Source organism: Mycobacterium sp. AZCC_0083 (assembly GCF_014202335.1).
Lineage (GTDB): Bacteria > Actinomycetota > Actinomycetes > Mycobacteriales > Mycobacteriaceae > Mycobacterium.
On sequence record NZ_JACHGP010000012.1, the window covers coordinates 155584 to 180944 of the forward strand.

26 protein-coding genes are annotated in these 25361 nt (G+C 65.9%); 9 read left to right on the plus strand and 17 right to left on the minus strand.

The window, feature by feature from the left end; all coding sequences use genetic code 11:
* Window positions 1-20: 20 nt before the first annotated feature.
* Window positions 21-236 carry a biotin/lipoyl-binding carrier protein gene (locus HNP02_RS28085; RefSeq protein WP_149374188.1) on the minus strand — a complete coding sequence of 72 codons (216 nt, stop codon included), beginning with the start codon at window positions 234-236 and terminating at the stop codon, window positions 21-23.
* Between the two features lie 160 nt (window positions 237-396).
* On the opposite strand from HNP02_RS28085, the gene HNP02_RS44140 reads away from it, so the two are divergent.
* The gene (locus HNP02_RS44140) at window positions 397-489 is read left to right on the plus strand and encodes a 50S ribosomal protein bL37 (RefSeq protein WP_369299093.1); all 93 of its coding nucleotides are present in this window, start codon (window positions 397-399) and stop codon (window positions 487-489) included.
* Window positions 490-496: 7 nt separating this feature from the next.
* Here HNP02_RS44140 and rsrA read toward each other — a convergent pair whose 3' ends face one another.
* Together rsrA and HNP02_RS28095 are read right to left on the minus strand one after the other, a co-directional pair.
* Complete coding sequence (gene rsrA, locus HNP02_RS28090) at window positions 497-808, minus strand: mycothiol system anti-sigma-R factor (RefSeq protein WP_184443905.1); 312 nt, start codon at window positions 806-808, stop codon at window positions 497-499.
* Complete coding sequence (locus HNP02_RS28095) at window positions 805-1443, minus strand: sigma-70 family RNA polymerase sigma factor (RefSeq protein ID WP_184443906.1); 639 nt, start codon at window positions 1441-1443, stop codon at window positions 805-807. Before HNP02_RS28095 ends, rsrA begins: the two co-directional genes overlap by 4 nt.
* 219 nt (window positions 1444-1662) lie before the next feature.
* Here HNP02_RS28095 and HNP02_RS28100 point away from each other — a divergent pair, with 219 nt between their 5' ends.
* Both HNP02_RS28100 and HNP02_RS28105 read left to right on the plus strand, forming a co-directional pair.
* Window positions 1663-2154 carry an aminoacyl-tRNA deacylase gene (locus HNP02_RS28100; protein ID WP_184443907.1) on the plus strand — a complete coding sequence of 164 codons (492 nt, stop codon included), beginning with the start codon at window positions 1663-1665 and terminating at the stop codon, window positions 2152-2154.
* 21 nt (window positions 2155-2175) lie between these two features.
* Entirely contained in the window at window positions 2176-3021 is an 846-nt protein-coding gene (locus tag HNP02_RS28105; RefSeq protein ID WP_184443908.1) for an NAD(P)-dependent oxidoreductase, read from the plus strand.
* Here the strand turns inward: HNP02_RS28105 and HNP02_RS28110 are convergent.
* Complete coding sequence (locus tag HNP02_RS28110; protein WP_184443909.1) at window positions 3018-3800, minus strand: SOS response-associated peptidase; 783 nt, start codon at window positions 3798-3800, stop codon at window positions 3018-3020. The two genes, HNP02_RS28105 and HNP02_RS28110, sit on opposite strands and share 4 nt — an antisense overlap.
* Before the next feature lie 45 nt (window positions 3801-3845).
* Here HNP02_RS28110 and aroA point away from each other — a divergent pair, with 45 nt between their 5' ends.
* On the plus strand, window positions 3846-5144 hold the full coding sequence (gene aroA, locus HNP02_RS28115) for a 3-phosphoshikimate 1-carboxyvinyltransferase (protein WP_184443999.1): 1299 nt from the start codon (window positions 3846-3848) through the stop codon (window positions 5142-5144).
* A complete protein-coding gene (gene rsgA, locus HNP02_RS28120; RefSeq protein WP_184443910.1) occupies window positions 5141-6130 on the plus strand; it encodes a ribosome small subunit-dependent GTPase A in 990 nt (329 codons plus the stop codon). The genes aroA and rsgA overlap by 4 nt, the downstream gene beginning before the upstream one ends.
* Before the next feature lie 9 nt (window positions 6131-6139).
* On the opposite strand, the gene HNP02_RS28125 is transcribed toward rsgA, so the two are convergent.
* The 5 genes from HNP02_RS28125 to HNP02_RS28145 form a co-directional block, all read right to left on the minus strand.
* Window positions 6140-7405: a fatty acid desaturase gene (locus tag HNP02_RS28125; RefSeq protein WP_184443911.1), complete on the minus strand. Its 1266-nt coding sequence runs from the start codon at window positions 7403-7405 to the stop codon at window positions 6140-6142.
* A 69-nt stretch (window positions 7406-7474) separates the two neighbouring features.
* A complete protein-coding gene (locus HNP02_RS28130) occupies window positions 7475-8650 on the minus strand; it encodes a ferredoxin reductase (RefSeq protein ID WP_184443912.1) in 1176 nt (391 codons plus the stop codon).
* Between the two features lie 102 nt (window positions 8651-8752).
* On the minus strand, window positions 8753-9253 hold the full coding sequence (locus tag HNP02_RS28135) for a DUF6912 family protein (RefSeq protein WP_184444000.1): 501 nt from the start codon (window positions 9251-9253) through the stop codon (window positions 8753-8755).
* Window positions 9254-9268: 15 nt separating this feature from the next.
* On the minus strand, window positions 9269-10123 hold the full coding sequence (gene ppk2 / locus HNP02_RS28140) for a polyphosphate kinase 2 (RefSeq protein WP_184443913.1): 855 nt from the start codon (window positions 10121-10123) through the stop codon (window positions 9269-9271).
* A 50-nt stretch (window positions 10124-10173) separates the two neighbouring features.
* Window positions 10174-11583, minus strand: coding sequence for a wax ester/triacylglycerol synthase family O-acyltransferase (locus HNP02_RS28145; RefSeq protein ID WP_184443914.1), 1410 nt, complete (start codon window positions 11581-11583; stop codon window positions 10174-10176).
* Between the two features lie 171 nt (window positions 11584-11754).
* Here HNP02_RS28145 and HNP02_RS28150 point away from each other — a divergent pair, with 171 nt between their 5' ends.
* Window positions 11755-12288 carry an Rv3235 family protein gene (locus HNP02_RS28150; RefSeq protein WP_309241717.1) on the plus strand — a complete coding sequence of 178 codons (534 nt, stop codon included), beginning with the start codon at window positions 11755-11757 and terminating at the stop codon, window positions 12286-12288.
* 36 nt (window positions 12289-12324) lie between these two features.
* On the opposite strand, the gene secA is transcribed toward HNP02_RS28150, so the two are convergent.
* From secA to HNP02_RS28165, 3 genes are all read right to left on the minus strand, one after another.
* Window positions 12325-15153 (minus strand): preprotein translocase subunit SecA, encoded by a 2829-nt coding sequence (gene secA / locus HNP02_RS28155; protein ID WP_184443915.1) that lies wholly within the window; start codon window positions 15151-15153, stop codon window positions 12325-12327.
* A 120-nt stretch (window positions 15154-15273) separates the two neighbouring features.
* A complete protein-coding gene (gene hpf / locus HNP02_RS28160; RefSeq protein WP_184444002.1) occupies window positions 15274-15912 on the minus strand; it encodes a ribosome hibernation-promoting factor, HPF/YfiA family in 639 nt (212 codons plus the stop codon).
* 349 nt (window positions 15913-16261) lie between these two features.
* Complete coding sequence (locus HNP02_RS28165) at window positions 16262-16885, minus strand: ComF family protein (RefSeq protein ID WP_184444003.1); 624 nt, start codon at window positions 16883-16885, stop codon at window positions 16262-16264.
* Between the two features lie 303 nt (window positions 16886-17188).
* Here HNP02_RS28165 and HNP02_RS28170 point away from each other — a divergent pair, with 303 nt between their 5' ends.
* Entirely contained in the window at window positions 17189-17929 is a 741-nt protein-coding gene (locus tag HNP02_RS28170; protein WP_309241718.1) for a class I SAM-dependent methyltransferase, read from the plus strand.
* A 12-nt stretch (window positions 17930-17941) separates the two neighbouring features.
* Here HNP02_RS28170 and HNP02_RS28175 read toward each other — a convergent pair whose 3' ends face one another.
* Entirely contained in the window at window positions 17942-18484 is a 543-nt protein-coding gene (locus HNP02_RS28175) for a YdcF family protein (RefSeq protein WP_309241719.1), read from the minus strand.
* Between the two features lie 440 nt (window positions 18485-18924).
* On the opposite strand from HNP02_RS28175, the gene HNP02_RS28180 reads away from it, so the two are divergent.
* Window positions 18925-20388: an O-antigen ligase domain-containing protein gene (locus HNP02_RS28180; RefSeq protein WP_375373716.1), complete on the plus strand. Its 1464-nt coding sequence runs from the start codon at window positions 18925-18927 to the stop codon at window positions 20386-20388.
* A gap of 6 nt (window positions 20389-20394) precedes the next feature.
* On the opposite strand, the gene HNP02_RS28185 is transcribed toward HNP02_RS28180, so the two are convergent.
* The 3 genes from HNP02_RS28185 to HNP02_RS28195 all read right to left on the minus strand — a co-directional run bounded on the left by HNP02_RS28185 (window position 20395) and on the right by HNP02_RS28195 (window position 23189).
* Window positions 20395-21555 carry a hypothetical protein gene (locus HNP02_RS28185; protein ID WP_309241720.1) on the minus strand — a complete coding sequence of 387 codons (1161 nt, stop codon included), beginning with the start codon at window positions 21553-21555 and terminating at the stop codon, window positions 20395-20397.
* A 21-nt stretch (window positions 21556-21576) separates the two neighbouring features.
* The gene (locus HNP02_RS28190) at window positions 21577-22251 is read right to left on the minus strand and encodes an acyltransferase (RefSeq protein ID WP_184443918.1); all 675 of its coding nucleotides are present in this window, start codon (window positions 22249-22251) and stop codon (window positions 21577-21579) included.
* 278 nt (window positions 22252-22529) lie between these two features.
* Window positions 22530-23189: a TetR/AcrR family transcriptional regulator gene (locus HNP02_RS28195; protein WP_184443919.1), complete on the minus strand. Its 660-nt coding sequence runs from the start codon at window positions 23187-23189 to the stop codon at window positions 22530-22532.
* A 237-nt stretch (window positions 23190-23426) separates the two neighbouring features.
* Between HNP02_RS28195 and HNP02_RS28200 the strand changes: the two genes are divergently transcribed.
* Window positions 23427-23615 (plus strand): hypothetical protein, encoded by a 189-nt coding sequence (locus HNP02_RS28200; protein WP_184443920.1) that lies wholly within the window; start codon window positions 23427-23429, stop codon window positions 23613-23615.
* On the opposite strand, the gene lpqB is transcribed toward HNP02_RS28200, so the two are convergent.
* Window positions 23604-25358, minus strand: a complete 1755-nt coding sequence (gene lpqB / locus HNP02_RS28205) for an MtrAB system accessory lipoprotein LpqB (protein ID WP_221318134.1) — start codon at window positions 25356-25358, stop codon at window positions 23604-23606. The two genes, HNP02_RS28200 and lpqB, sit on opposite strands and share 12 nt — an antisense overlap.
* Window positions 25359-25361 lie beyond the last annotated feature (3 nt).

Genomic DNA, 25361 nt, shown 5'->3' on the forward strand with positions numbered 1-25361 from the left:
TCCAGGGTGTGTCGCGCGCTCTAGCTGATTACGGCGATGAGGTCGCCTGCCTGAATGACGTCACCGACGGCCACCTTGACTTCGGTGACCGTGCCCGCCGCCTCGGCCAGCACCGGAATCTCCATCTTCATCGACTCCAGCAGGACGACGGTGTCACCCGCGCCGATCTGATCGCCCTCGCTCACCACGACCTCCAGCACACTGGCCACGATCTCCGCGCGAACGTCCTCGGCCATCTTCACTCCGCTCGTCTTTCTCCAGTCGCCGGGGTTCGGGCGACCATGCAAATGCCTGCGCACCGTTGCGCGTCCATCGAACCACGAGATCGCGTTTGTAACTGCACACCCGGGTCATGAGACACTGGGGACAAGCACACTGAACTACTGGAGGATCATCATGGCCAAGCGTGGCCGTAAGAAGCGCGACCGCAAGCACAGCAAGGCGAACCACGGCAAGCGCCCCAACTGCGGTTCAAAGGCAGTCAAGTAGCAGTGCGCTAGCCGCGGATGATCGTGGTGCGGCTGATCTGAATGCGTAGCCGCTGACGAAGTGCGTCCGGCACCTTGTCTCCGCTGCACTTGGTGGCGATCAGCCGCTTCACCCGCTCCTCGACGCCGTACTGGCGGAGGCACGACGGGCATTCTTCGAGATGATGACGCAGCTTGTCGCGCGTCTCGGTGGTGCATTCGGCGTCGAGCAGCGTCCATACCTCCGCGATCACCGCGGCGCACTCGGGATGGTCGGGATCTACTGGACCGACCGGCGGACGAAAGTCGTGATCCGCGTGGCGCGAGAAGTCGTCGCTCATGAAGAAACCTCCTCAGGTGCGTCGAGCTGCTGACCTCGCAGGAACCCTCGATCCCGTGCAACGTCGGTCAGTAGTCCACGCAGCTGCTTGCGGCCGCGATGCAGCCGGGACATGACCGTCCCGATCGGGGTATCCATGATCTCTGCGATCTCCTTGTACGGGAATCCTTCGACGTCGGCGTAGTACACCGCCATCCTGAATTCCTCCGGCAGCGCCTGCAGCGCCGCCTTGATCTCGGTGTCGGGCAGTGCTTCCATGGCCTCGACCTCGGCTGATCGCAATCCAGTCGACGAATGCTCGGCATTCGCCGCGAGCTGCCAGTCGGTGATCTCCTCGGTCGGATACTCCGCCGGCTGACGTTGCTTCTTGCGATAGCTGTTGATGTAGGTGTTGGTCAGGATGCGGTACAGCCATGCCTTGAGGTTGGTGCCCTCGCGGAACGACCGAAAACCAGCGTATGCCTTGACCATGGTTTCCTGCAGCAGGTCCTCGGCATCTGCCGGGTTGCGGGTCATCCGCAGGGCGCCACCGTAGAGCTGGTCGAGCAGCGGAATCGCGTCACGCTCGAAGCGCGCGGTCAGTTCGGCGTCCGTCTCTTCCGGCGCCGTGGATATCGACCCGTCGACGTCTGTCATATGAGTCAGCACCGTCCCCTCTGTAGCGGCCCCAGCGAATGGGTCCGGCATGTCCACCGGACGTTCCAGGCAAGCCGTTTGCACCACGGTCTCCCTTCCAATCGTAGAGGTAGGCACAGACAAGTACGCCTGGCCGTGCTGACTGCCTCGCATAACGGCATCCCAGTGCCACCTTGTTCCCATCCGCGTTCCCACCGGCCGTCGCACTAGGGTGATCCGGTGGCGAGCGCAGCGACTCCGGCCATCGCCGCGCTCCTCGCGGCGGGGGTGCCGCACGAGGTGTTGCGGTTCCACCACGATCCGCGGGCAGAGTCCTTCGGCGCGGAGGCCGCCGACGAACTCGCCGTCACCGCCGGAGTCGAACCGGAACAGGTCTTCAAGACGCTCGTGGTCTCGGTGCCAGGTGGCCTCGCGGTGGCAGTGCTCCCGGTGCCGTTCAAGTTGTCACTGAAGGCCACGGCCGCCGCACTCGGTGTGGCGAAGGCGGCCATGGCCGAACGGGCCGCAGCAGAGCGCTCGACCGGCTACGTCATCGGTGGCATCTCGCCGCTCGGGCAGCGCAAGCCGTTGCCGACGGTGGTCGACGCATCCGCACTGACCTGGGACCGAGTGCTGTGCAGCGCAGGCAAGCGGGGCTGGGACGTATCGCTCGCACCACGGGATCTCGTCCGCCTCACCAACGCCGTCACCGCCGACATTTGCGCGGTATAGAGCGCCGCATAGGGTAAGCCCATGTCGCTCTCCGGGAAGACCATGTTCATCTCCGGTGCCAGCCGTGGCATCGGACTTGCCATCGCCAAGAAGGCTGCTGCCGACGGCGCAAACATCGCCCTGGTGGCCAAGACGGCCGAGCCGCACCCCAAGCTCGAGGGCACCGTCTACACCGCGGCCAAGGAGATCGAGGAGGCCGGCGGACAGGCCTTGCCGATCGTCGGCGACATCCGCGACGGCGAGTCGGTGGCGAGCGCCGTCGCGCAGGCCGTCGCGCAGTTCGGCGGCATCGACATCTGCGTCAACAACGCCTCGGCGATCAACCTCGGCTCGATCACCGAAGTGCCGCTCAAACGCTTCGACCTGATGAACGGGATCCAGGTACGCGGCACCTACGCCGTCTCGCAGGCCTGCATCCCGCACATGGTGGGCCGCGAGAACCCGCACATCCTCACCCTGTCGCCACCGCTCAGGCTGGAATCGGAGTGGTTGAAGCCGACGGCCTACATGATGGCCAAGTTCGGCATGACGTTGTGCGCGCTGGGCATTGCCGAGGAAATGCGTGCCGAGGGCATCGCGTCGAACACGCTGTGGCCACGGACCCTGGTCGCGACCGCCGCGGTGCAGAACCTGCTCGGTGGTGACGAGGCGATGGGTCGCGCACGCAAACCCTCCGTGTACGCCGACGCCGCCTACGCGATCCTCAACAAGCCGTCCCGCGAGTACACCGGCCAGACCCTGTTGTGCGAGGACGTGCTGCTGGCGAACGGGGTCACCGATCTGTCGGTCTACGACTGCGTGCCCGGTTCGGAGCTTGGCGTCGACCTGTGGGTGGACACCCCGAACCCACCCGGGTACGGCACCTAGAGCAGCGTCGCCTGCTCGGCTTCCGGCTCCGCGGGTTCGATGAGTTCTGGGCCGTTGTTGCGGACGCTGTTGACCAGCCGCGAGACCTCCCGGATCTCGATCCGGTCCAGGTCACCGTGGCCGCGCAGCAGGCCCTCGTCGACCGGCGCGTCCGGATCCAGCCAACGGTCCCAGTCGCGTTCGCTGATGGTCAGCGGCATCCGGTCGTGAATCTCGGCCAGCGGACCCGCCGCGTCGGTGGTGATGATGGTGCAACTCAGCAGCGGCGGGAAATCGGACGCAGCACCTGAGTCCCTTGCGGGCCGCCACGTGGACCACAAACCGGCCATGAACAGCAGTTCGCCATCGCCGCCGTACATGTAGAACGGCGTCTTCGCGGCCTTCTTACCGGACGCCAGTTCGCCATTCGGCCGCCACTCGTACCAACCGTCCATCGGGACCAGGCACCGCTTGCCCTTGGCGGAGCTGCGGAACGCTGGTGAGCTGGTCAGCTTCTCGGAACGGGCGTTGATCAGCAGCGGGCCCTTGGTATCCGGTCCGCCGTCCTCGCCGGTCTTGACCCACGGCGGGAGCAGTCCCCAGCGCATCAGCCGCACCCGGCGCGTCGACTCGTCGTCGGGCTCCGCGTGCCGCTTGACCACGGCGCTGATGGTGGTGGTGGGTGCGACGTTGTAATTGGCCGTTGGCGGGTCCTTCGCCGCATTGGTTGCCTCGTCGATCGCCTTGATCTTCTCGGCAAGCAACGCCGGATCAGTCGTCACCGCGAATCGCCCACACATGCCTCCATGGTTGCAGACATCGCCGACAAGGCAGGATGGACCGCGATGGATCCCTTGGACACCTGGCCGGCGCCGCTGGCCGCGAACCCCGTGCGTGCGACCGTGACCGTGCCCGGCTCGAAGTCGCAGACCAACCGGGCGTTGGTGCTGGCCGCGTTGGCGACTCCGCAGGGCAGCTCGACCGTCGGCGGCGCGTTGCGCAGCCGTGATACCGACCTCATGATCGGAGCCCTGCAGACGCTGGGCGTCGTCCTCGACGGCCCCGGTACCGAACTGTCGGTCAGCGGCGCGATCGGCCCCGCGCCTGGCGCGACCATCGACTGTGGGCTGGCGGGCACGGTGCTGCGCTTCGTGCCGCCGGTCGCCGCGCTGGGAACCGACGTCGTCACGTTCGACGGCGACGAGCAGGCTCGGTCCCGGCCCATCGCGCCCCTGCTCGATGCCTTGCGCGCCATCGGCGTTGCGCTCGACGGCGGCGGGCTGCCGTTCCGCGTGCATGGCGGCGGGCCGGTGGCGGGCGGCACCGTCGAGATCGACGCCTCCGCCTCGTCGCAGTTCGTGTCAGGGCTGCTGCTGTCCGGCGCCACGTTCGCCGCAGGGCTGACGGTGATCCACACCGGCGAGTCGGTGCCTTCGGCACCGCACGTCGCGATGACGGTGTCGATGCTGCGCGACGCGGGCGTCGACGTCGACGACACCGAGGCCAACCGGTGGCACGTCCCGCCGGGCCCGGTTGCGGCGCGGCACTGGGCGATCGAGCCCGATCTGTCCAACTCCGTGCCGTTCCTCGCCGCGGCGATCGTCACCGGTGGCGTGGTGCGGGTGCCGGGCTGGCCGCGGGTCAGCGTGCAGCCGGCCGATGTCATCATCGCGTTGCTCGAGAAGATCGGTGCCGTTGTGCGGCAAACGGATTCGTACCTCGAGGTGTCCGGACCCGAGAGCTTCGGCGGCTTCGACGCCGACCTGCACGCCGTCGGTGAGCTGGCACCATCCGTCGCGGCCATCGCTGCACTTGCCGAACCAGGGTCGGTGTCCAGGTTGAGTGGCATCGCCCATCTGCGGGGCCACGAGACCGACCGGCTGGCCGCGCTGACCGCCGAGATCAACCGGCTTGGCGGTCGGTGCGAGGAGTCCGAGGACGGGCTGGTGATCACGGCGGGGCCGCTGCACGGCGGCATCTGGCAGTCGTATGCCGACCATCGGATGGCGACGGCCGGTGCCATCATCGGGCTGCGCGTGGTCGGTGTCGCGGTCGAGGACATCGCCACCACCGCGAAGACGCTGCCCGACTTTCCGGGTATGTGGACGGACATGGTGGCCGGGCAGGCGCCCGAAATCCCTTGACACCGTACGACTACGACGAGTCCGATGTCCGGGTGCGCCCGGGCAAGGGCTCGCGGCCGCGGACCAAGACTCGACCCGACTACGCTGACGCCGAGCAGGCGATGGTCGTCACCGTCGACCGCGGCCGGTGGGGCTGTGCCCTTGGCGCTGACCCGGACCGGGTGATCACCGCGATGCGGGCCCGGGAACTCGGCAGGACCCCGATCGTCGTCGGCGATGACGTGGACGTCGTCGGCGACCTGTCCGGGCTGCAGGACACCCTGGCCCGCATCGTGCGGCGCGGCGAACGCCGAACTGTGTTGCGCCGCACCGCCGATGACACCGATCCGGCCGAACGGGTGGTGGTCGCCAATGCCGACCAGTTGTTGATCGTCGTCGCACTGGCCGATCCCCCACCGCGCACCGGGTTCGTCGAGCGGGCGTTGATCGCCGCCTACGCGGGTGGACTGACGCCGGTCCTGTGCCTGACGAAGACCGACCTGGCGCCGCCAGAGCCGTTCGCAGCCCAGTTCGCCGGTCTTGACCTGACCGTGGTGACTGCCGGGCGCGACGCCCCGTTGAACGTCATCACCGACCTGCTCACCGGAAAGACGACGGTGCTGCTCGGCCACTCCGGTGTCGGGAAGTCGACCCTGGTGAATCGCATTCTGCCGCTGGCGCATCGGGCGACCGGTGTGGTGTCGGGCGTCGGCAAGGGCAAGCACACGTCGTCGCAGTCGGTCGCGCTGCCCTTACCGGAATCGGGGTGGATCATCGACACCCCCGGCGTGCGGTCGTTCGGTCTGGCCCACATCGCGCCCGACGACGTGATGCTGGCCTTCTCCGATCTCGCCGAGGCCATTCAGGACTGCCCGCGCGGGTGCGGCCATCTCGGCCCGCCCGCCGACCCGGAGTGTGCGCTGGACTCGCTGACCGGGCATGCCGCCGACCGCGTGGCTGCCGCCCGACGGCTGTTGGCGGCAATGGCCGAGGGTGAGGTGCGCTGAACTGCGAGCCTAGGCCGCGCTCTTCGCGGCGCGCTTGTCACGACGCCATGCCCGCACCGTTGCGACCGCGGAGTTCAGTCCGCGACGGCGACCGGTCTCGGGATCCGTTGTGCCGTAGCTCGGTCCGAGCTCCTCGAACATCCGCTCGCTGCGAGTCTCCGGAGCGTCGTCGCGGGTGTCGTGCAGAAACTTGTCCGGCAGCGACAGCTTGGCGATGGTGCGCCACGTCTTGCCGTACTGGACCGCGAAATTGCCCGTCGTGTACGGCAGGTCGTACTTCTCGCAGACCTCCTTGACCCGAACCGCGATCTCGTGCAGCCGATTGCTCGGCAGATCCGGGTAGAGGTGGTGCTCGATCTGGTGGCACAGGTTGCCGCTCATGAACCGCAGCAGCCAGCCGCCTTCGAAGTTGGCGCTGCCAAGCATCTGCCGCAGATACCACTGACCCTTGGTCTCGCCGACCATGTCGGTCTTGGTGAACTTGTCCGCACCGTCGGGGAAGTGGCCGCAGAAGATCACCGCGTTCGCCCAGACGTTGCGGATCACGTTGGCCACGGCGTTGGCCTTCATCGTCGACGTGAAGGTGGCGCCGGGTGACAGCGAGGTCACCGCAGGCCACACCACGTAGTCCTTGGCCAGCTGGTGTCCGGCCTTGATGCCGAATTCCTTCACCCGCACCAAGGTGGCTGCCCGGTCGTCGCGGCCCTTGGAGATCTTGCCAAGTTCCAAGTGCTGCAACCCGACTCCCCATTCGAAGCCGATCGCAAGCAGCGTGTTGAACAGCAGGTTGCCATAGAGATTGAACGGCTTCCACCGCTGATCCCGGGTAACCCGGATGACGCCGTAGCCGACGTCGTCGTCCATCCCGAGGATGTTGGTGTACTTGTGGTGCATGAAGTTGTGGGTGAACCGCCAGTGCTTGGACGCGCCGCTCATGTCCCACTCCCACGTCGAGGAGTGAATCTCGGGATCGTTCATCCAATCCCACTGGCCGTGCATGACGTTGTGGCCGATCTCCATGTTCTCGATGATCTTGGAGACGCCCAGTGTGGCGGTGCCTGCCCACCACGCCGATCTGCGCGAGCTGGCGGCCAGCATCAGGCGGCCTGCCACCTCGAGGGCTCGTTGCGTGGCGATGGTGCGACGGATGTAACGCGCATCGCTGTCACCGCGGGCGTCTTCGATGTCTTGGCGGATCGCATCGAGCTCGACACCGAGATTCTCGATGTCTGCATCGGTCAGGTGCGTGAATGCCGGAACGTCGGTAATTGCCATCGTTTCAGCCTCCTTTCGTTACCTACGCTAGCGTAACCTACGTCAGCGTAGGTTACCAGCCAGTAAAGGTTAGACGTCCAGTACACAGTCGCCAGACGCTGCGGAAACGCAGGTCTGGATGCGACTGCCCGGTTCGTGTTCGGCGCCGCTGCGGAGGTCGCGGACGTGCCCGTCGACCAACGCTACGACGCATGACTGACAGATGCCCATCCGACAACCGAACGGCATCCGGACACCGACGCTCTCACCCGCGTCCATGAGGGGCGTCGCGGCGTCGACTGTCACCGTCTTCCCGCTGCGCGCGAACTCAACCGTCCCGCCCTGGCCGTGTACCGCGGCCCGCGACTGCGCGAACCTCTCCAGGTGCAGTCGCTCGGCGATGCCCGCCTCCGACCACGTCTTCTCGGCCGCGTTGAGCATGCCCTCCGGACCGCACGCCCAGGTCTGGCGCTCGCGCCAATCCGGCACTTCGTCGTCGAGCCGGGACAGATCGAGTCGGCCCTCGGTCCGCGTGGCGCGCAGCCGCACCTGGTAATCGTCGTGCGCGTCCGCCAGCTGAGCCAGCTCCTCGCCAAACATCACGTCGGATGCCGTTGGCGCCGAGTGCACGTGCACGATATGAGCGGGGCCGCCGATTTGTTTTCTTCGGGCCAGCGTGCGCAGCATCGACATGACCGGCGTGATGCCCGAGCCCGCCGTGAGGAACAGCACCGACGCCGGCGCCGGATCCGGCATGACGAAGTTGCCCTGTGGAGCGGCCAGCCGCACGACGGTGCCCGGCGAAAGGCCGCCGACGAGGTGGCTGGACAGGAAGCCCTCGGGCATCGCCTTCACGGTGATCGTGATGGTCTTGGCCGAGCGACCCGAGGTCGTCGCCGGGGCGGCGCCGGTCACGGGGGTGGACGTCAGCGAGTACGACCGCCACCGCCATCGGCCGTCCATCAGCACCCCGATGCCGACGTACTGACCCGGTTCGTAGTCGAAGGAGAAGCCCCACCCCGGCTTGATCACCAGCGTGGCCGAATCCTCGGTCTCGCGGCGCACCTCCAGCACCCGGCCGCGCAATTCGCGGGCCGACCACAGCGGGTTGGCGAGCTTCAGGTAGTCATCGGGAAGCAGCGGCGTGGTGACGCGTGCCACGATCGAACGCAACGCGTGCCAGCCGGGGTGCCGATCAGCGCCCGCAAGCGCGGGCCGGACGGTATCGGCGACGTTCGCGGCGATCTTGATGCTGTTCTTGGCCATGGAGGCTCCTGATCACAATGTCGCGATATTCCGAGGCCGGAGTCTGGGGCCTAAGTCGATCTAACCTACGGTACCGTAACCTACGTCCTCGTATCCAGCCATCTAGAGCAGATCGAGTAGAAACGGCAGCTCCTGGCTGGCATACCAGGCGAGATCGTGATCCTGGGCGTCCCCCACGGTGAACTCGGCGTCCTCGTCTCCCAGATCGGCCGAATCGATGACTTCGATCGCCTCCAGCACGGCAGGCTCGGCCGCCGCGTTGTCGAGGTAGGCGGCGATCACGTCGGCGATTCCGACCGGACCATCGAGACGCACCACGGCGTCGTCGAGATCGGGCCGCAGGGTCGCGCCATCCACCTCCGCAACGAGAACCGCCCGCCGTGGCGGCAATCCGGAATCCCCTTCAGCGGCCAGCAGTCGCAGCGACGCCAACGCCGCCTCGCGCAATGCCACCTCGGCGAGCTCGTCGTCGTCACCCTCGAAGTACGACTCCCGCAGCGTGGGGGTCACCGCGAACGCCGTCCCGCTGCGCGCATGTATCGATCCGTCGGCGACGAGCGTCTGCAACATGGTCAGGGTCGCCGGGATGTAGACACGCACCAGGCGACTGTAGCGGCACTACTCGCGATCGCCGATCAACGTGGCGACATGGTCATCCACGTAGGTCGACAGTTCGCGCGAGGGCCGCTGGTAACTCCCACTCAGCACCGGCCGCTCGGGCAATTCGACCTTCGGATGCCCGACGTCGACGTAGTCGATGGTCGACAGTAGGTGCGACATCATGTTCAGTCGCGCATGTTTCTTGACGTCGGACTCGACTACATACCAGGGACTCTGGGGGGTGTCGGTATGGACCATCATCTGGTCCTTGGCTCTCGAGTAGTCCTCCCACCGGTACACCGACTCCAGATCCATCGGGCTGAGCTTCCACTGCCGGACCGGATCGTTGCGCCGCGACTTGAACCGACGCAACTGCTCGTCGTCCGACACGGAGAACCAGTACTTGCGGAGCAGGACCCCGTCCTCCAGAAGCATCTGCTCGAAGATCGGCGTCTGACGCAGGAACAACGAATGCTCTTGCGCGGTACAGAATCCCATCACCTTCTCGACGCCGCCGCGGTTGTACCAGGACCTGTCGAACAGGACGATCTCGCCCTTGGCGGGCAGTTGCGCGATGTAACGTTGGTAATACCACTGTCCGCGTTCTCGGTCATTCGGGGCGGGTAACGCCGCGATTCGCGCGATGCGCGGACTCAAGTACTCGGTGATGCGTTTGATCGTTCCGCCCTTGCCTGCCGCGTCACGGCCCTCGAAGACCACTACGATCCTTGCGCCGGACTCCCGCACCCACTCCTGCAGCTTCACGAATTCCGTTTGCAGACGGAATAACTCGGCCTCGTAGATTTCGTTGGAGATCTTCGACTTCGCCGATTTCGGCTTGCCGGTCTTGCCGGCAGCCTTCGAGCTTCCCATCACCGGATCGTAGTGCTGATCGGCTGTCTTCACCCGATGAGCAGGGCCGATCAGCGCGCCGCCTCCAGCAATTCGTCGAGTGTTTCGCGCAGCAGGATGGGCATCATGTCGACGTCGCTCATCGCATCGCGGTCGGCGTTCACGCCGAAGTAGAGCATGCCGTTGTAGGACGTCACGCCGATCGCCATCACCTGGTTGTGCAGAAGCGGAGGCACCGCGTAGGTCTCCAGCAGCTTGGTGCCTGCGATGTACATCTGCTTCTGCGCGCCAGGAACATTGGTGATCAGCAGGTTGAACTGTCGGGCCGAGAAACCGGTCGCGACGCGAATCCCCATGGCGTGCAACGTCGGTGGGGCGAACCCGGATAGGGTGACGATGGTTCTGGCGTCGACCAGGATGGCCGCGGTCGAATGCGATTCGGTGGCGTGCGCGATCTGCGACAGCCGCACCACCGCATTGCCCTCGCCGACGGGCAGGTCGACCAGGAACGGCGACACCTCGCTGATCGCCTGACCCGGCCCGACCACGTCGAGCTCGGCATCGGGGTACACCGACATCGGCACCATCGCCCGGACCGTCGACGTCGACGTCACCGGTTCACCACGCGACATCAGCCAGTTGCGCAACGCCCCTGCCACCACGGCGAGCACGACGTCGTTCACGTCGCAGTCGTAACGGGCACGCAGCTGGCGGTAGTCCTCCAGCCGATGGCAAGCGACGGTGAACCGCCGGTTGCGCGAGACGGTGCTGTTGAGCGGGCTGCTCGGCGCGGTGCCGCGCGCAACCGTACGAGCCACGTCAGCGACCCTGCGCCCGATCTCGAGCAGCTGCCCCGAGTTGGTGGCCACCTCAGTGACCGCGGACCGGACGGCCGCGAGCTGGGCGGTGGGTCTGGCGATCCATTCACCGACGGCGCCCCACACCAGCCGTGCATCGCTTGGCTCACGCGCGGGAATCCAGATGTCCTCGCCGAACTCCGGCGCCTTCTGGGTGCGGTCGGCGATGACGTGCCCGACCTCCAAGGCCGTCATGCCGTTCACGAGTGCCTGATGCGTCTTGGTGTAGATCGCGATGCGATTCTTCGTCAGGCCCTCGACCAGATACATCTCCCACAGAGGGCGGGACTTGTCGAGCTGCCGCGATCCGAGTCGCGCGACGAGATCGTGCAGCTGCGCATCACTACCCGGTGACGGCAGCGCGGAGCGCCGGATGTGATAGGTGATGTCGAAGTCGGGGTCGTCGACCCACACCGGCCGCGCCAGGCCCAGCGATACCTCGCGAACCTTCTGGCGATAGCGCGGGATCTGGGGCAGCCGTCGCTCCACGGTGGCCAACAACGTCTCGTAGCTCAACCCGCTGCGTGGCTTGCGCAGGATCGACAGCGTGCCCACGTACATCGGGGTCGACGAGTTCTCCAGGTGGTAGAAGGACGCGTCGGACGCCGACAACCTCGTCACCATGTCGGCGCCACCCTCCCCTCGCTCCAAATTTCGAACCCCGTCACGGTAACCGTCGCAACCGGTTCCCCGCATGAGAGGTGCACGAGAGTGTCCTCACCCCGTGCGATCATCGAAGGGTCTGCACTCTCCAGCAGATGCCGCCGTGTTCACACCGACTGCTGGAGACCGACCGTGACCGCATCACGCATTCCCACCGCTGCTTCATCCCCCGTCGCTTCGCTCGCCCCTGGCGCTTCGTTCACATCGCCGATCATCGATTACGAACCACCGCTGGTCGGCATGGCCTTGGCCTGCTCACCGCCCACGCCAGCCGCGCTGCACACGCACACCACGCGGCGGTTGCGCGCGGTCCCCGTCGCCCCAGCCCACGACGCAGTACCACCCAGGGCTGCGGCCATCTTCGCCGATACCGCACTGCGCCGCGTCCTAGAAGTGGCCGATCGGCGAAGGCCCATCGCCCAACTGCGGCCACTGCTGGCGCCAACGCTGATCGACGCCGTGGTGGCCATGACGCGGACCACCCCAACCGACGGTGCGGCCGTGCTTCGCCGGGTACGGCTGCGCACCGCGGGCAGCGCCGACGGCGAGGCGACGGCAGCCGAGGTGTTCGGCACCTACACCAGGGGCCGCCGGGTCAGGGCCATCGCAGGCCGCATCGAGATCGTCGGGGGCCGCTGGCTGGTCACGGCATTGCAGATCGGCTGAGCGACAACGACATCAGTCGCGCCCGCAAGCCTGGCGTCAGTCGCGTCCGCGAGCCTGCTTGCGCGCGGCCTCGCGTCGCTCCCGTCGCGTACCGCCGTTCGCCGAGGCGGCGGCGTGCCTGCCGCCCTGGCGCTGCACCTCTGCGGATCCGTCCTCCGACGGACCCGTGTAGGTCAGTGGCGGCGCGGCGTCGTCCACGATTCCCTTGACGCGCAACGCCGGTGGCGGCTCCTTCGGGCGTTCCTCGGTGGCGACGGCGCCCTTGGCGGGCGCGGTGGCTTCCTGCGCCTTGGCCGCGGCGTCCGCCGCGAACTGGGCGAGGTTCGGCGGCGCAGCGGTGGGAGCCACCGTGGCCGCGGGCGTGGCCTGCACCTGCGCGTTGAACAACAGCCCGACCGACTCTTCCTTCAAGCCGTCCAGCATGCCGATGAACATGTCGTAGCCCTCGCGCTGGTACTCGACCAGCGGATCGCGCTGCGCCATGGCCCGCAGCCCGATGCCCTCCTTGAGGTAGTCCATCTCGTATAGGTGCTCGCGCCACTTCCGGTCCACCGTGGTCAGCAGCACGCTGCGCTCGAGTTGACGCATCGCAGTCTCACCGCCGATCTCGGTCAGCTCTGCCTCGCGAACGGCGTAGGCGCGTTCGGCGTCCTCGAGCAGCGCGGTGAGCAGTTCGTCGCGCGTCAGCTCACCTGGCTCGCCGACGGCGCCCGAGTCGATCAGATCGTGATGGTCGATACCCACCGGGTACAGCAGCTTGAGCGCATTCCACAGCACCTCCAGGTCCCAGTCCTCGGAGTAACCCTCCGCGGTGGCGCCGTTGACGTAGGCAGTGATCACGTCGACCAGCATCTGGTGGGCCTGCTCCTGGACGTCCTCGCCCTCGAGGACCAGGCGGCGCTCGGCGTAGATGACCTTGCGCTGCTGGTTCATCACCTCGTCGTACTTGAGGACGTTCTTGCGGACCTCGAAGTTCTGCTGCTCGACCTGTGTCTGCGCGCTCTTGATGGCGCGGGTGACCATGTTGGCCTCGATGGGCACGTCGTCGGGCAGGTTCAGCCGGGTGAGCAGCGACTCCAGCGTGGCGCCGTTGAAGCGCCGCATCAACTCGTCGCCGAGCGACAGGTAGAACCGCGACTCGCCGGGATCACCCTGGCGCCCGGAGCGGCCGCGCAACTGGTTGTCGATGCGTCGCGATTCGTGGCGCTCGGTGCCGAGCACGTACAGGCCACCGGCCTCGCGGACCTCCTCGGCCTCGTCCTCCACCTCCGCCTTCACCTGTGGGAGCACCTCGTCCCACGCGGCCTCGTAGTCCTCCGGCGTCTCGACGGGATCCAGGCCGCGGTCGCGCAGCCGCTTGTCTGCGAGGAAGTCGACGTTGCCGCCGAGCACGATGTCGGTGCCACGTCCCGCCATGTTGGTGGCGACCGTGATGGCACCGCGTCGCCCTGCCTCGGCGACGATGTTGGCCTCCTGCTCGTGGAACTTCGCGTTCAGCACGTTGTGCGGAACCCGCCGCTTGGTGAACTGCTTCGACAGGTACTCCGAGCGCTCCACGCTGGTGGTGCCGATCAGGACCGGTTGGCCCTTCTCGTAGCGCTCGACGACGTCGTCGACGACAGCGATGTACTTGGCCTCTTCGGTCTTGTAGATGAGGTCGGACTGATCGGTGCGGATCATCTCCCGGTTGGTCGGGATCGACACCACGCCGAGGCCGTAGATCTCGTGCAGCTCAGCGGCCTCGGTCTGGGCGGTACCCGTCATGCCTGCGAGCTTGTCGTAGAGGCGGAAGTAGTTCTGCAACGTGATCGTGGCCAGCGTCTGGTTCTCTGCCTTGATCTCGACGTGCTCCTTGGCCTCGATGGCCTGGTGCATGCCCTCGTTGTAGCGGCGGCCGATCAGCACGCGGCCGGTGAACTCGTCGACGATCAGGACCTCGCCGTCGCGGACGATGTAGTCCTTGTCGCGCTGGAACAGTTCCTTGACCTTGACCGCGTTGTTGAGGTAACTGACCAGCGGCGAGTTCGCGGCCTCGTAGAGGTTCTCGATGCCGAGCTGGTCCTCGACGAATTCGACGCCGACCTCGAGCACGCCGATGGTGCGCTTGCGCAGATCCACCTCGTAGTGGACGTCCTTCTCCATCAGCGGGGCGATCCGCGCGAACTCCACGTACCAGTTGGACGCACCGTCGGCGGGGCCGGAGATGATCAGCGGGGTGCGGGCCTCGTCGATCAGGATGGAGTCGACCTCGTCGACGATTCCGTAGTTGTGTCCGCGCTGCACCATGTCCTCGACCGAATGCGCCATGTTGTCGCGCAGGTAGTCGAAGCCGAACTCGTTGTTGGTGCCGTAGGTGATGTCGGCGGCGTAGGCGGCGCGACGCTCGTCGGGGGTCATCTGCGCCAGGATGACGCCGACGTCGAGACCGAGGAACCGGTGCACGCGGCCCATCCACTCGCTATCGCGTTTGGCCAGGTAGTCGTTGACGGTGATGACGTGCACGCCCTTGCCGGAGAGCGCGTTGAGATACGCGGGCAGAACGCAGGTCAGCGTCTTGCCCTCGCCGGTCTTCATCTCGGCGACGTTGCCGAAGTGCAGGGCGGCGCCGCCCATCAACTGCACGTCGAACGGCCGCTGGTCGAGCACCCGCCAGGCCGCTTCGCGGGCCACGGCGAACGCCTCGGGCAGCAGGTCGTCGAGGCTTTCGCCGGCTTCGTAACGCTTCTTGAACTCGTCGGTCTTGGCGCGCAGCTCGGCGTCGGACAGCTTCTCGATGTCGTCGGACAGGCCGTTCACATGGTCCGCGATCCTCTTGAGGCGCTTGACCATGCGGCCTTCACCGAGACGGAGCAACTTCGACAGCACGCTAACTTCCCCTGTGGGCTCGATGGAACTCGTGGATTGTCAAAGTTCCATGGTAGGTGACCGACCTAACCGGCCTGCGTAAGCAGGCCGGATGGTCGGCCCGGACGAGCCCCGCCGGAACTAGGCCAGCCGAATCAAGCCGTAGTCGTAGGCGTGGCGTCGGTACACGACGGTCGGCTTGTCGCTCTGCTTGTCGTGGAACAGGAAGAAGTCGTGTCCCACCAGTTCCATCTCGTACAGGGCGTCGTCGACGGTCATCGGCTTGGCCTCGTGCTCCTTGGTGCGCACGATCCGGCCTGGTTCGTGATCGTCGGCCAAACCGTCGGCGACCGTCGCGACCTGTTCGCGTGCTGGAGCCTGAGGTGGGAGGGCGACGGCGGTGGCCTCGGCCAGTGATACCGGCGTCTTGTCGCCGTAGTGGATCTTGCGACGGTCCTTGCTACGACGGAGCCGGTTCTCGAGTTTGCAGACCGCCGACTCAAGCGCGGCGTAGAAACTGTCGGCGCAGGCTTCGCCGCGGACGACTGGACCCCGTCCGCGGGCAGTGACCTCGACGTGTTGGCAGTTCTTGCGTTGACGCCGGTTCTTCTCGTGATCGAGCTCGACGTCGAAGAGGTAGATGGTGCGATCGAAGCGCTCGAGGCGCGACAGCTTTTCGGAGACGTATGTGCGGAAGTGATCGGGGATCTCGACGTTTCGGCCCTTGACGACGACCTCGGCGCGAAGCGCGACTACGGGTTCGTCATCGACCGCGACCATCGTCGAATGGTCGGTGTCCACGGATTGGGTTGACATACTTGGCAACTCGTTTCTCTTCGGCTTGCCTCTTTCAAGCACGCAAAGTGCTTGCTTGGCTTTTCATGGAAACGCGCCGAAGGGGCCTGAATCCCGCCGACCATCGGCGCAAGGTGTCGAAAACTCACCTCCTACCGCTGTCAGGCGTAGTGGCGCCGCTTGTCGCCGGCGCCGCCGTGAGGCACTCACGGGTGGTAGGCCCCGACGGTAGTCCGTGTTCACCTACCAGTGCCACTAAATTCGCACACCTGTTTTGAAGTCTTCACGTTGGTTTGACCTCGCAGTAATTGCCACACCCGTCGACGGTGCGCCCTCAGGCGTGCGCGACGGTCAGCACGGCCGTGACCCTGGCGCCGGCAGTTTGCAGGACCCTCACCGACTCATCCGCGGTAGCACCGGTGGTGACGACGTCGTCGACCAACAGCACGTCGCCCCCGACCGGCTTTCGCAGCACGATCCGCCCTGCGATGTTGTGCTGTCGGTCGCTTGCCGAGAGGCCAACCGAGTCGCGGGTGAACGCCCGCATCCGCAGCGCCTGCGAGACCGTCGTGCCAGGCGATCCTGCGGCCAACGCCATCCGGGTGACCGGGTCTCCGCCGCGGCGCCGGGCGGCCGACCGGCGAGTGGGGGCGGGCACCAGCGTCAGTGGTTCGTCGACGATGCCCCACGCCAGCAGATGGGTCAGCCCGACGTGCAGTGCCGCGGACAGCGGGGCGACGAGGTCGGTGCGGCCACGTTCCTTGACGGCGACGATCGCCTCGCGGCGGACACCGGCGTAGCGGCCAAGGGAGAAGACGGGGACGCCGGGGTCGAGCCGCGGCGTCACCAGGATCGGTTCGTCGGCCCTGACGGTCAGCGCACCTGCGCAGGAGTCGCACCAGCGGGTCGACGGCGCACCGCAGCCGCCGCACTCCACGGGCAGCACGAGGTCGAGCAGCACCCCCGCAGTGTGTCGTCGCGGTCTGACAGATAGCTGGGACCGCCTGGCCACCTTGTTTGCCAGCTAGTGAACGCCGACCGCCTCGAGTCGATTGGCCCGTATTCGCCGGGCGAGCTAGCGGGTTTCGGCTGAACAGCTCCTGTGCGCAACCAAGAGGGTGCTCAGAGCCCTCCCCATTTCCCGCTGAATTCGATCTTTCACGTGCCGATTCGACGACATCGCGCCGCTTCCGGCTACCGATCTGCCGCAGTGGCATCGTCGATGTATGCTTTGCTGCAGCCTACAACTTGGAGAGTGGACGTGAGTGTGGACACCGGGAGCGAAGCCAAGATCTCCTACACGGGTTTGGATGAGCTTTGGCAGGCCTATGACCAGCTGGTGCTGGACCTAGCGAAGCGTGAAGGTGCTACCACCGTGGCAGAGCTCGGAGGCGGTGCCAATCCGATCGTTGGTGATGCGGACAAGTGGGGTTTCATTCAGCACCGCGTCGTCCTCGACATCTCGGCCGACGAGCTCGCGAAGGCCGACGGTGACGTAGAGACGCGCGTGGCCGATCTCTGCCAGCCGATCCCGGGTGAAGAGGGCTCCTACGACCTGGTGTTCTCGAAGATGCTGTGCGAGCACCTACCCAACGCTCGCGTCTTTCACGAGAACTGCTTCAAACTCCTCCGGCCAGGAGGATTGTCGGTGCACTTCTTCCCGACGCTCTACACCCTGCCCTTCGTGATCAACCGGCTCGTCCCCGAGGATCTGACTCGGTCGATACTCCGCAAGGTCCAGCCCGGTCGGCTCGAAGACCCGAAGCACCAGAAGTTTCCTGCGTACTACCGTTGGTGCACCGGCCCCACCCGGCGGGCCATCAAGCGCTACGAGAGCGCGGGATTCGAAGTCGAGCGGTGGGACGCAGCCTTCGGACACCTTTACTACCAACGGATTCCGCTACTGAATTCGTTGGAGCGCGCCAAGACCAACTTCCTGCTCGAGCATCCGGTGCGCCCACTCACCAGCTTCGCGACGGTCATCCTGCGCAAGCCGGCCTAAGCGCGGCCAGCGTCAGTCGCAGTCACCTTGGGCGAACGCCTTCGCCAGAGCGAAGTACTGGTAGGCGTAGACGAACTCCCAATGCGCCGCTGAGAAGTCGTACTTGCGCGGGACCGCCTCCATCACCACATTGCTGGGATCAGGCGAAAAGCACTGCCGGAAAACCAATCTGGCACGTGGGATGTGGTACTTCCACGACACGACGATGATCTTGCGCCAGGATCGCTCGGTGGCAAGACGGTGCATCATCTCCGCCTCACCGCGGGTCGTCAACGACAGCGGGCGTTCACACAGAACCTCGATGCCGCCGGTCGCCTCGGTGCACACCCGCTGCATGACGGGGTCCGAGGCGCCGTAGGGGTTGGACAACACCACCGTTGGCGCCCACCCATAGCGGGCCAAGCTGATCCCGTATTCCTCCCGCCCGTCGTGTTCGCCACCGAGCACCACGACGGCGTCCGCCCGCTGCAACGGGTCCGCCGACGCATTGGTGAACACGAAATACCCACTGATCCCGATCAGCAGCATGAGCGCAACGACCACCGCGACTGCCACCAGGATCGCCTGACGAACGTTAGCCAGCCGCTTACTCCGCCAGCTCGTCGGCGCGCGTGAGTTCAATGTTTCGACCCTAGTCCCCCGCATCAGCTCCCGCTGCCTGCCGGTTCGTCATGCCGGTCTGATTCGTCATCGACCGAGGAGTGCGGACTGGCACCGAGCGCGGTGCGGGGTTGCGCGCCAGCGCGTTTACGGTGCGGACCCACGGCGCCCTGCCCTCCCAAATCGGCGCCTCCAAATCGCGGCGTCCATCGCGATCGCCACCAGCACGACCCGTCAGAACTGTCGAAGTAAGCTCAGATGCTGCTGCGGCGAGCGACGGAACATCGTTCGCTCGCGCGGTCCTCAGCGCTACCAAATACAATAGCTGGCAGTCGTAGCGACGGCACCACGCCGCAGTCGCGCCGATTATTGCATTCAGCGAAGTCAATGCGAGGATGGAAGCCGTGACACTTGGTATGAGCTCGCGGGCCGAGAAGGTTGCTGGCATCGCTATCGTCGTGCTTTGCCCCGTCGTCGCAGTTCTGGCAGTCGCGGGTGGGCTGATCGCGAAGCTCGCCCTGGCGGGGGTGCTCGCGCTGATCGTCAGCTTCTACATCGGCCTGCGCCATCCCCTGTGGCTGTTCTGGGGTTTGGCCTTCGTACTGGGAGCGCTGCCGTTCGGATACTTCCCCGGCGTGCACGTCCCGCTGTATTTGCCGTTCGCTGCGGGGATGGTGCTCGCCGCGGTCGTGCACGCGGGCGGCCAGGCGATCGCTCAGCCGTCCGAGCGGCGGCCCCTTCATCCGCTGGAAAAGGCCGTGGTGTTGCTGATCCTCGCGTCGGCGCTGTCACTGGTCTTCACTGGCGGCAGCATCGTCGACGTGACGGTGTTCGTCAGGTGGATCATCGCGACGCTGGTGATGATCGCGTTGCTGCGCCTGTCTCGAGAGAATCTGGCACGTTTCGGGCGCATCTACGTCTATGCCGCGACGCTCAACGCACTCTTCGGCATCGCGATCGTGCTGGCGGACCCGCAGCACAGGTTCATCAAGATTCTCGCCATCTTCGACTACGACCGTGAGGCCACTGCCCGGTTCGTGTTCACCGATGAGGGGCAGAGCAGGTTCACCCGACTCGGTGGAACATGGGTCGACCCGAACATGGCTGGAATCGGATTGGTGCCCGCGCTGGTGATGGGAATCGTCCTGCTCAAGGGCCGGATGCGGATCGCCGTGACGGCCATCGTCTCCGTCGCCATCGTCCTGACGCTGAGCCGAGCGGCGATCTTCAGCGTGCTGGCGGGCGTCGTCCTCGTACTGCTCTTCCACGCCATGCGTTCTCGCCATCGCCTGGCCATACTGGGAACGATCGCCTTCGGCAGCGTGTGCGCGCTACTGGTGCCCGCCATCCGCACCCGCATCCTTACCTCCTTCGGCAGCCAGGACCAGGGGGCCCTGGATCGCTGGGCATCGTTGGCCGCATGGCCGCACAACATGTCGGGCCACTGGCTCTTCGGGCTCGGCTGGGGCCGAAGGGAATTCGTCGACGGTAGCTTTGCCTTCAACTTGAACTTCGTCTCCAATGCCCCATTGATCGCCGCCTATCGCGCAGGGATGATTGCCGGCTTGATCTTCGTCGCGGTGCTGGTCATCGGCTGCATCATGAGTTATCGGGCGTTGCGTTCCGATTCCCTGCCAGCTGCTCTATACGGTGGCGTCTTCATCGGATTCTGTGTCGTGGCACTGCAACTCGACCACCCCGTCGTGGACATCCCCCAGATGACGGCGGCGTTCGGGATCCTGTTGACCTTCCTGGTCTACGTGGATCGATCACGTGAAAAGCCCGATCCGCTACAGCCCGTGCTGGCGGATACCGGCCAGATGGCGTCCGGCCCCGCGTACCGGTACGCGTTGCACTAACGAGAGTTACGCCTTGGCCTTTCGGCGGTAGATCGCCGTCGCATAGATGGTCAGGAGTATCGCGTCGGTGATGACGGTGGCAATCGCAGCGCCGACGGCGCCGAAGACGGCCAACGCGGCGACCAGGCCTAGCTTGACCGGCACCAGCCCAAGGTTGGCGACCAGCCGGACCACGTCACGCCGCTGCGCGTAGAGGATCACCTGCAGAATCGAACTGATCGTGCGCATGGCGCAGAACACGGCCATCAGCAGCATGGCGACGGCGAGTTCGGTTGGCGCGGGCGAGATCAGCAGCACGATTCCGGTGATGAGCACCAGCAGGCCGGTGCCGCCACCGATGAGCAGCGTGCTGCGCAGCGGTGGGCCAGTGGACAGATCACCGCCGCTGGCCCGCAGCGGTTCGTGGTAGGTCATCCCGAATGCCTGGCCGACCGCGGCGAGTCCAACGGTGACGGTGACGGTGAGCGTGTAGTAGCCGACGGTGGTGTGGTTGGTGAGAAATCCCAGGAGCAGGACGTCGCCCTGAAGGTAGAGGCACATGCCGAGCATTTCGCCGGTGAGTGCTGCGATCAGTTTTGGCGACCCGGGTATTCCGGGGCGGTGCCCGAAGATTCGCACGGCGCCGATCGCGAAGATCACCACGTATTGCGAGCAATAGAGCATGGTCGCGATGGTCAGCGTTGGATGGGCCGTGCCGAACATGTACGCGCATGCGAGGGCGACGCTGACCGTCTGCCGGATCGTGCCGACGCGCCAGTAGAGCTGGGGATGGCCGTCGCGCACGGACTGGCTCAGCCATGCGTTGCAAGCCATTTCACCGCCGGCGACGACCAGCCCGAACCAGGCGATGTAGTGCACCCCGGTGAGGGCGACGCCGGTTGCCGACAACGCCGCACCGAGCAGGTATCGCGTGGTGCGCTCGGCGAGGAAGCGCTCTTCGGACTCGCGCATCGCGCGGATCTGGAACGAGTTGTCCAGCGGAGGGCCGACCACCGCCGACAGCGCGAAGCCCATGCCGTACAGGCCGTAGTTGGCGACTCCGAGACGCGCAACGAGCGCCAGCGTCCACAGCATGCCGACGCCGCGGCCGCCGTACATCCACAGCACGGCCATCAGCGTCTTGACGTTGTTGGTCGGTGCGCCTTTCGACGCGGTCGATTCGGACACTATTCGGCTATCGGTCCCACATCAGAAGAAGAGCGGTCGGTAGTGGGCGCTGTACTGCAGAGCGTCGGGGTTCCGCTTCGCGATGACCTTTGCAGGCACGCCGCCCACTACTTCGAGTTCACCGACGTCCTTGTTCACCAATGACTGCGCAGCCACCACCGCACCGCGGTGGATGAACGAAGGCAGGATCATCGCGCGACTGGCGATCCAGACGTAGTCCTCGATGACCGTCGGATTCGGGATGATCGTGAAGTCCGGGTGGTTGATGTCGTGGCCACCGCCGAGCATGTGGGTGTCGCTGGCGATCGTGACGTTGTCGCCGATCCAGAGCCCGGCACGCGAGTCCAGGAAACACCGGAAACCAATGGTGGTGTCTCGTCCGATCGTCAGGAACTCCGCATCGAAGACCGTGGTACCGCGAAAGATCGTCGAGCCCTTGCCGATCGTGGCTCCGAGAAAACGCAGGAACCCTTGCCGGATCGTGTGCGATGGAATGTAGGTGACGACCGTGTTGAACGCGACCATTCCGAGGTAGTTGCGCAGCTGGCGGAGGAACGTCATCCCCTCCAGCTTCATCTCCACTACCCGGTTGTCGGAATCCAGCACGTATTCCAGATTCGGCATCTTGAGATCCGGGGCGGCCGCGAGCTTCCTCGCGACGTCAGCGGGATCAGCGGCGGCGGGTTCGGGGTACACGTGTCTCGTTCCTCTCGTCGATCCGGATAAACCATAGCGGTAATTGACGTCATGCAACCACCCGGTGGTCGCGAGTCGAGGATTGCTCTGACCTGGCCGTGCCGCCCACCACGCTGAGCTGCCGGTCCGATGTGGCAACGTCGTTCTAGTCGCTAACCAGATGGGCCTCGCCGCCGGTAACGCGGCGATTGACGCGCTTCTGGCCCCTGCGCTGGCAAACCGCTTCCGATCGGCGCAAGAACACCCGCAGTCGGTGTCGAGACGTTTGCGCGTTTCAGCTACGGCGCGGGAGCGAGACGCAGCCCTTCGATGATCACAGTCGACACGAGGTCGGCCTGCTGCTCGATGGCAGCCGGGTCGTTCGAGGGCGCGGCATCCAGCAGCGTCCCCAGTGACGTGAGGCTGAACGGCGCGGCGCCCCCATGGGTCACCAGGAAGAAGAAGGCACGATGGGAGATCGGCCGGATCGTGCCGTCCTCGGCGAGGTGGTTCAGCAGCCGAACGATCGGGCGCTGCGACGGCTCGACATAGGTCTCGTAGATGTACCGCAGCCGCTCGGTGTCCTGGTGACCTTCATTGTTCATCAGCGAGAGGAGCTCGGGGTGGGCGGCGGAGTAGATGAGGAACTGCCGGATCGACAGGCGCAACTGCTCGAGAGGTTCGCTGATGGTGGGGTCGAACACGGCGTGCAGTTCGTTGACCAGGCCACCGAACCCATAATCGACTGCGGCCCGCCACAAGTCTTCCTTGGTGCCGAATCGCTGATAGATCAGGTTGTGACTGACTCCGAGTTCGCGGTTGATGGTCCGTAGCGACGCCCCGTCATAGCCCAGGGTCGCGAACTGCTTGAGCGCGACGGCGAGGATCACGTCGACGGACAGGCTGTCGGCGGCCTTGGGGCGTCCGCGCGGCCGCTCCTTCGCCTGGGTCTTCGCCATCACGCGATTCTTCCACAACGGTTCACCATATTTATATTGTCAATTATCCATTATTTGACGTAGACTTGCCGAACGCCCCCGTCCATGCAGTTCGACGATGCCGTTCCACTCCCAAACTCAGTGCCTGCCTAGGAGTTTCACAGTGTCGTTACACCGGCTTTCGTCAGTCACGATCGGTGTCCCAGACGTCGCGGCTGCCGCTGGTCGACGCGGGCAGGCACCCCGAAGCCCAAACGTTTGATCGACGAGGCAGCACACGTCGGCATGCCGCTACATCACTTCATCGTCGAAGACCCGCACTGTCGCTCGCTCTACCAGAACCGGCTGGTGCTGGTCCGGCCCGACCTGCACATCGCCTGGAGTGGCAACACAGTCAGCGACGCCGAGGCAATCATCGGGCGAGTACGAGGCGTCTCAGCCCGATAGCACCGGCACCGTGCCGGGATTCATCAGGGGCCGGACCTCTGCCCACGCCGGGTCGTCCTCGGCCGCCGACCCCGAAAGCTGAAGCACACCACGCTGATCGGCGACGTACACCGTCGACGGGTTGGCGGCCACTGCCGTCACCGGAGCCAGCAGGTTGCGGCTCGGGCCATCGGAGTTGACGCCGTCGAGGTTGACGTAGGACACCGGATGCTGGGGATCGGTTCTGCTGACCACGATGTCGTCGCCGGTGCGCCAGGACAACGACACCGCGGTGTCGCCAAGCCCGAAGCCAAGGCGCCGCGGATAGGTCAGTGCATACTGCCCGCCCTGCGTCTGCTCCACACCGGCCAAGACGACCTGGCCCTCGATCACCATCGCGGCGCGTGTCCCGTCCCGCGACAGCTGAAGTTCGTTGACCGGCCCTGGGAAACGCGTCGATACGGCGGTGGCGTCGATGGGAATTCGCGCGGGCTGCCCGGACGCCGCCTCTTGGATGACCCGCACCACGTTGTTGCCGTCGACGACGACCCAGATCGCGTCGTCGAGCGACCAGGTGGGCCGCGACAACGTGCGCCCGTCCAGTGCCTGCGACGCATCGCCGCTCACCGGGCCGACCCACAGCGACGACGCCATGTCGGGCGCGCCGGGCCGCAGCGTCACCACCGACGCCGCCTCCTGACCGCTGCGCGACAACGCCGCCGCGGTCTGGTTGGGGATCTGCCCGAACGAACCGGGCAGGCGCGGCGCCTTCTGGCCGTCCATCGACACCATCGATCCACCCACCAGGGCGTGCAATCCGGCTGCGGCGCCCGGGTCGGCGCCCGGGTCGGTGGCTGCCACGTCGGAGGTGCTCCACCCCTCGGCGAACCGGTCGTCGAGCGCGGCGCCGTCGGCGTTGATCACGTACGGGCCGTTGATGCCCGCCCGCGACAGGGTCCAGATGATTTGGGCGGCAAGCAATTGCCTGCTGTGCGGGTCGGTGGTCGACAGGTTCTCCAGGTCGATGCGGGCGCCGCCGTATCCGCGGCCCACTCCGGTCTTTCCCCCGTCGGATCGCGTGACCGGACCGCGCAGGCGCAGCGGCGGGCCGAGGAGGTTGCGGACCGTCTTGTCCATCTCGGGGCGAGGGCCCGAGACCAGTTTGGTGGTCAGTTCGGTGGCCAGCAGGTCGGGATCGGAGACTGCGACGTAGCGCGGGTCGGGCACGACGGTCTTGCCGGTGGGGTCGACGAAGTACAGGGTGTTGCGCTTGTAGGTCTGCTGGAACTGTTGCCAGTCGAGGAAGACCCCGTTGGGCAGCCGGTCGATGCGCCACCCGCCTGCGGTCTTGACGAGCTCGATCGAACCGGGATCGGGCAAGGCTCCCTCACCCGTCTCGAACACGCCCATGTCGGAAAGCGAGCCCAGGATGTCGGCCCGCATGTTCACCGAAACCCGCTGCGGACCACGTGTTTCCACGAACACCACGCGGTCGATCAGCAGCGCGCTGCCCGCGTCGTCCCAGGAACTCGACGCCGATTCGGTGAGGAACTGCCGCGCGGCGAGGTGCCGGTTTGCGGGATCGGCCGTGGCCTTGAGGAATTCGCGCAGCAGCACGTCGGGATCCATGGCAGGTGTCGGAGTTGGCAGGCTGGGCGGAGCAGGCCGGTCCACGGTGCCGATGGCCTGCGGTGCCGACGAACTCGGCACGCCGGCACACCCCGCCACGGTGAAGACCAACAGCAGCAGCGACACCACCGCCAGGAC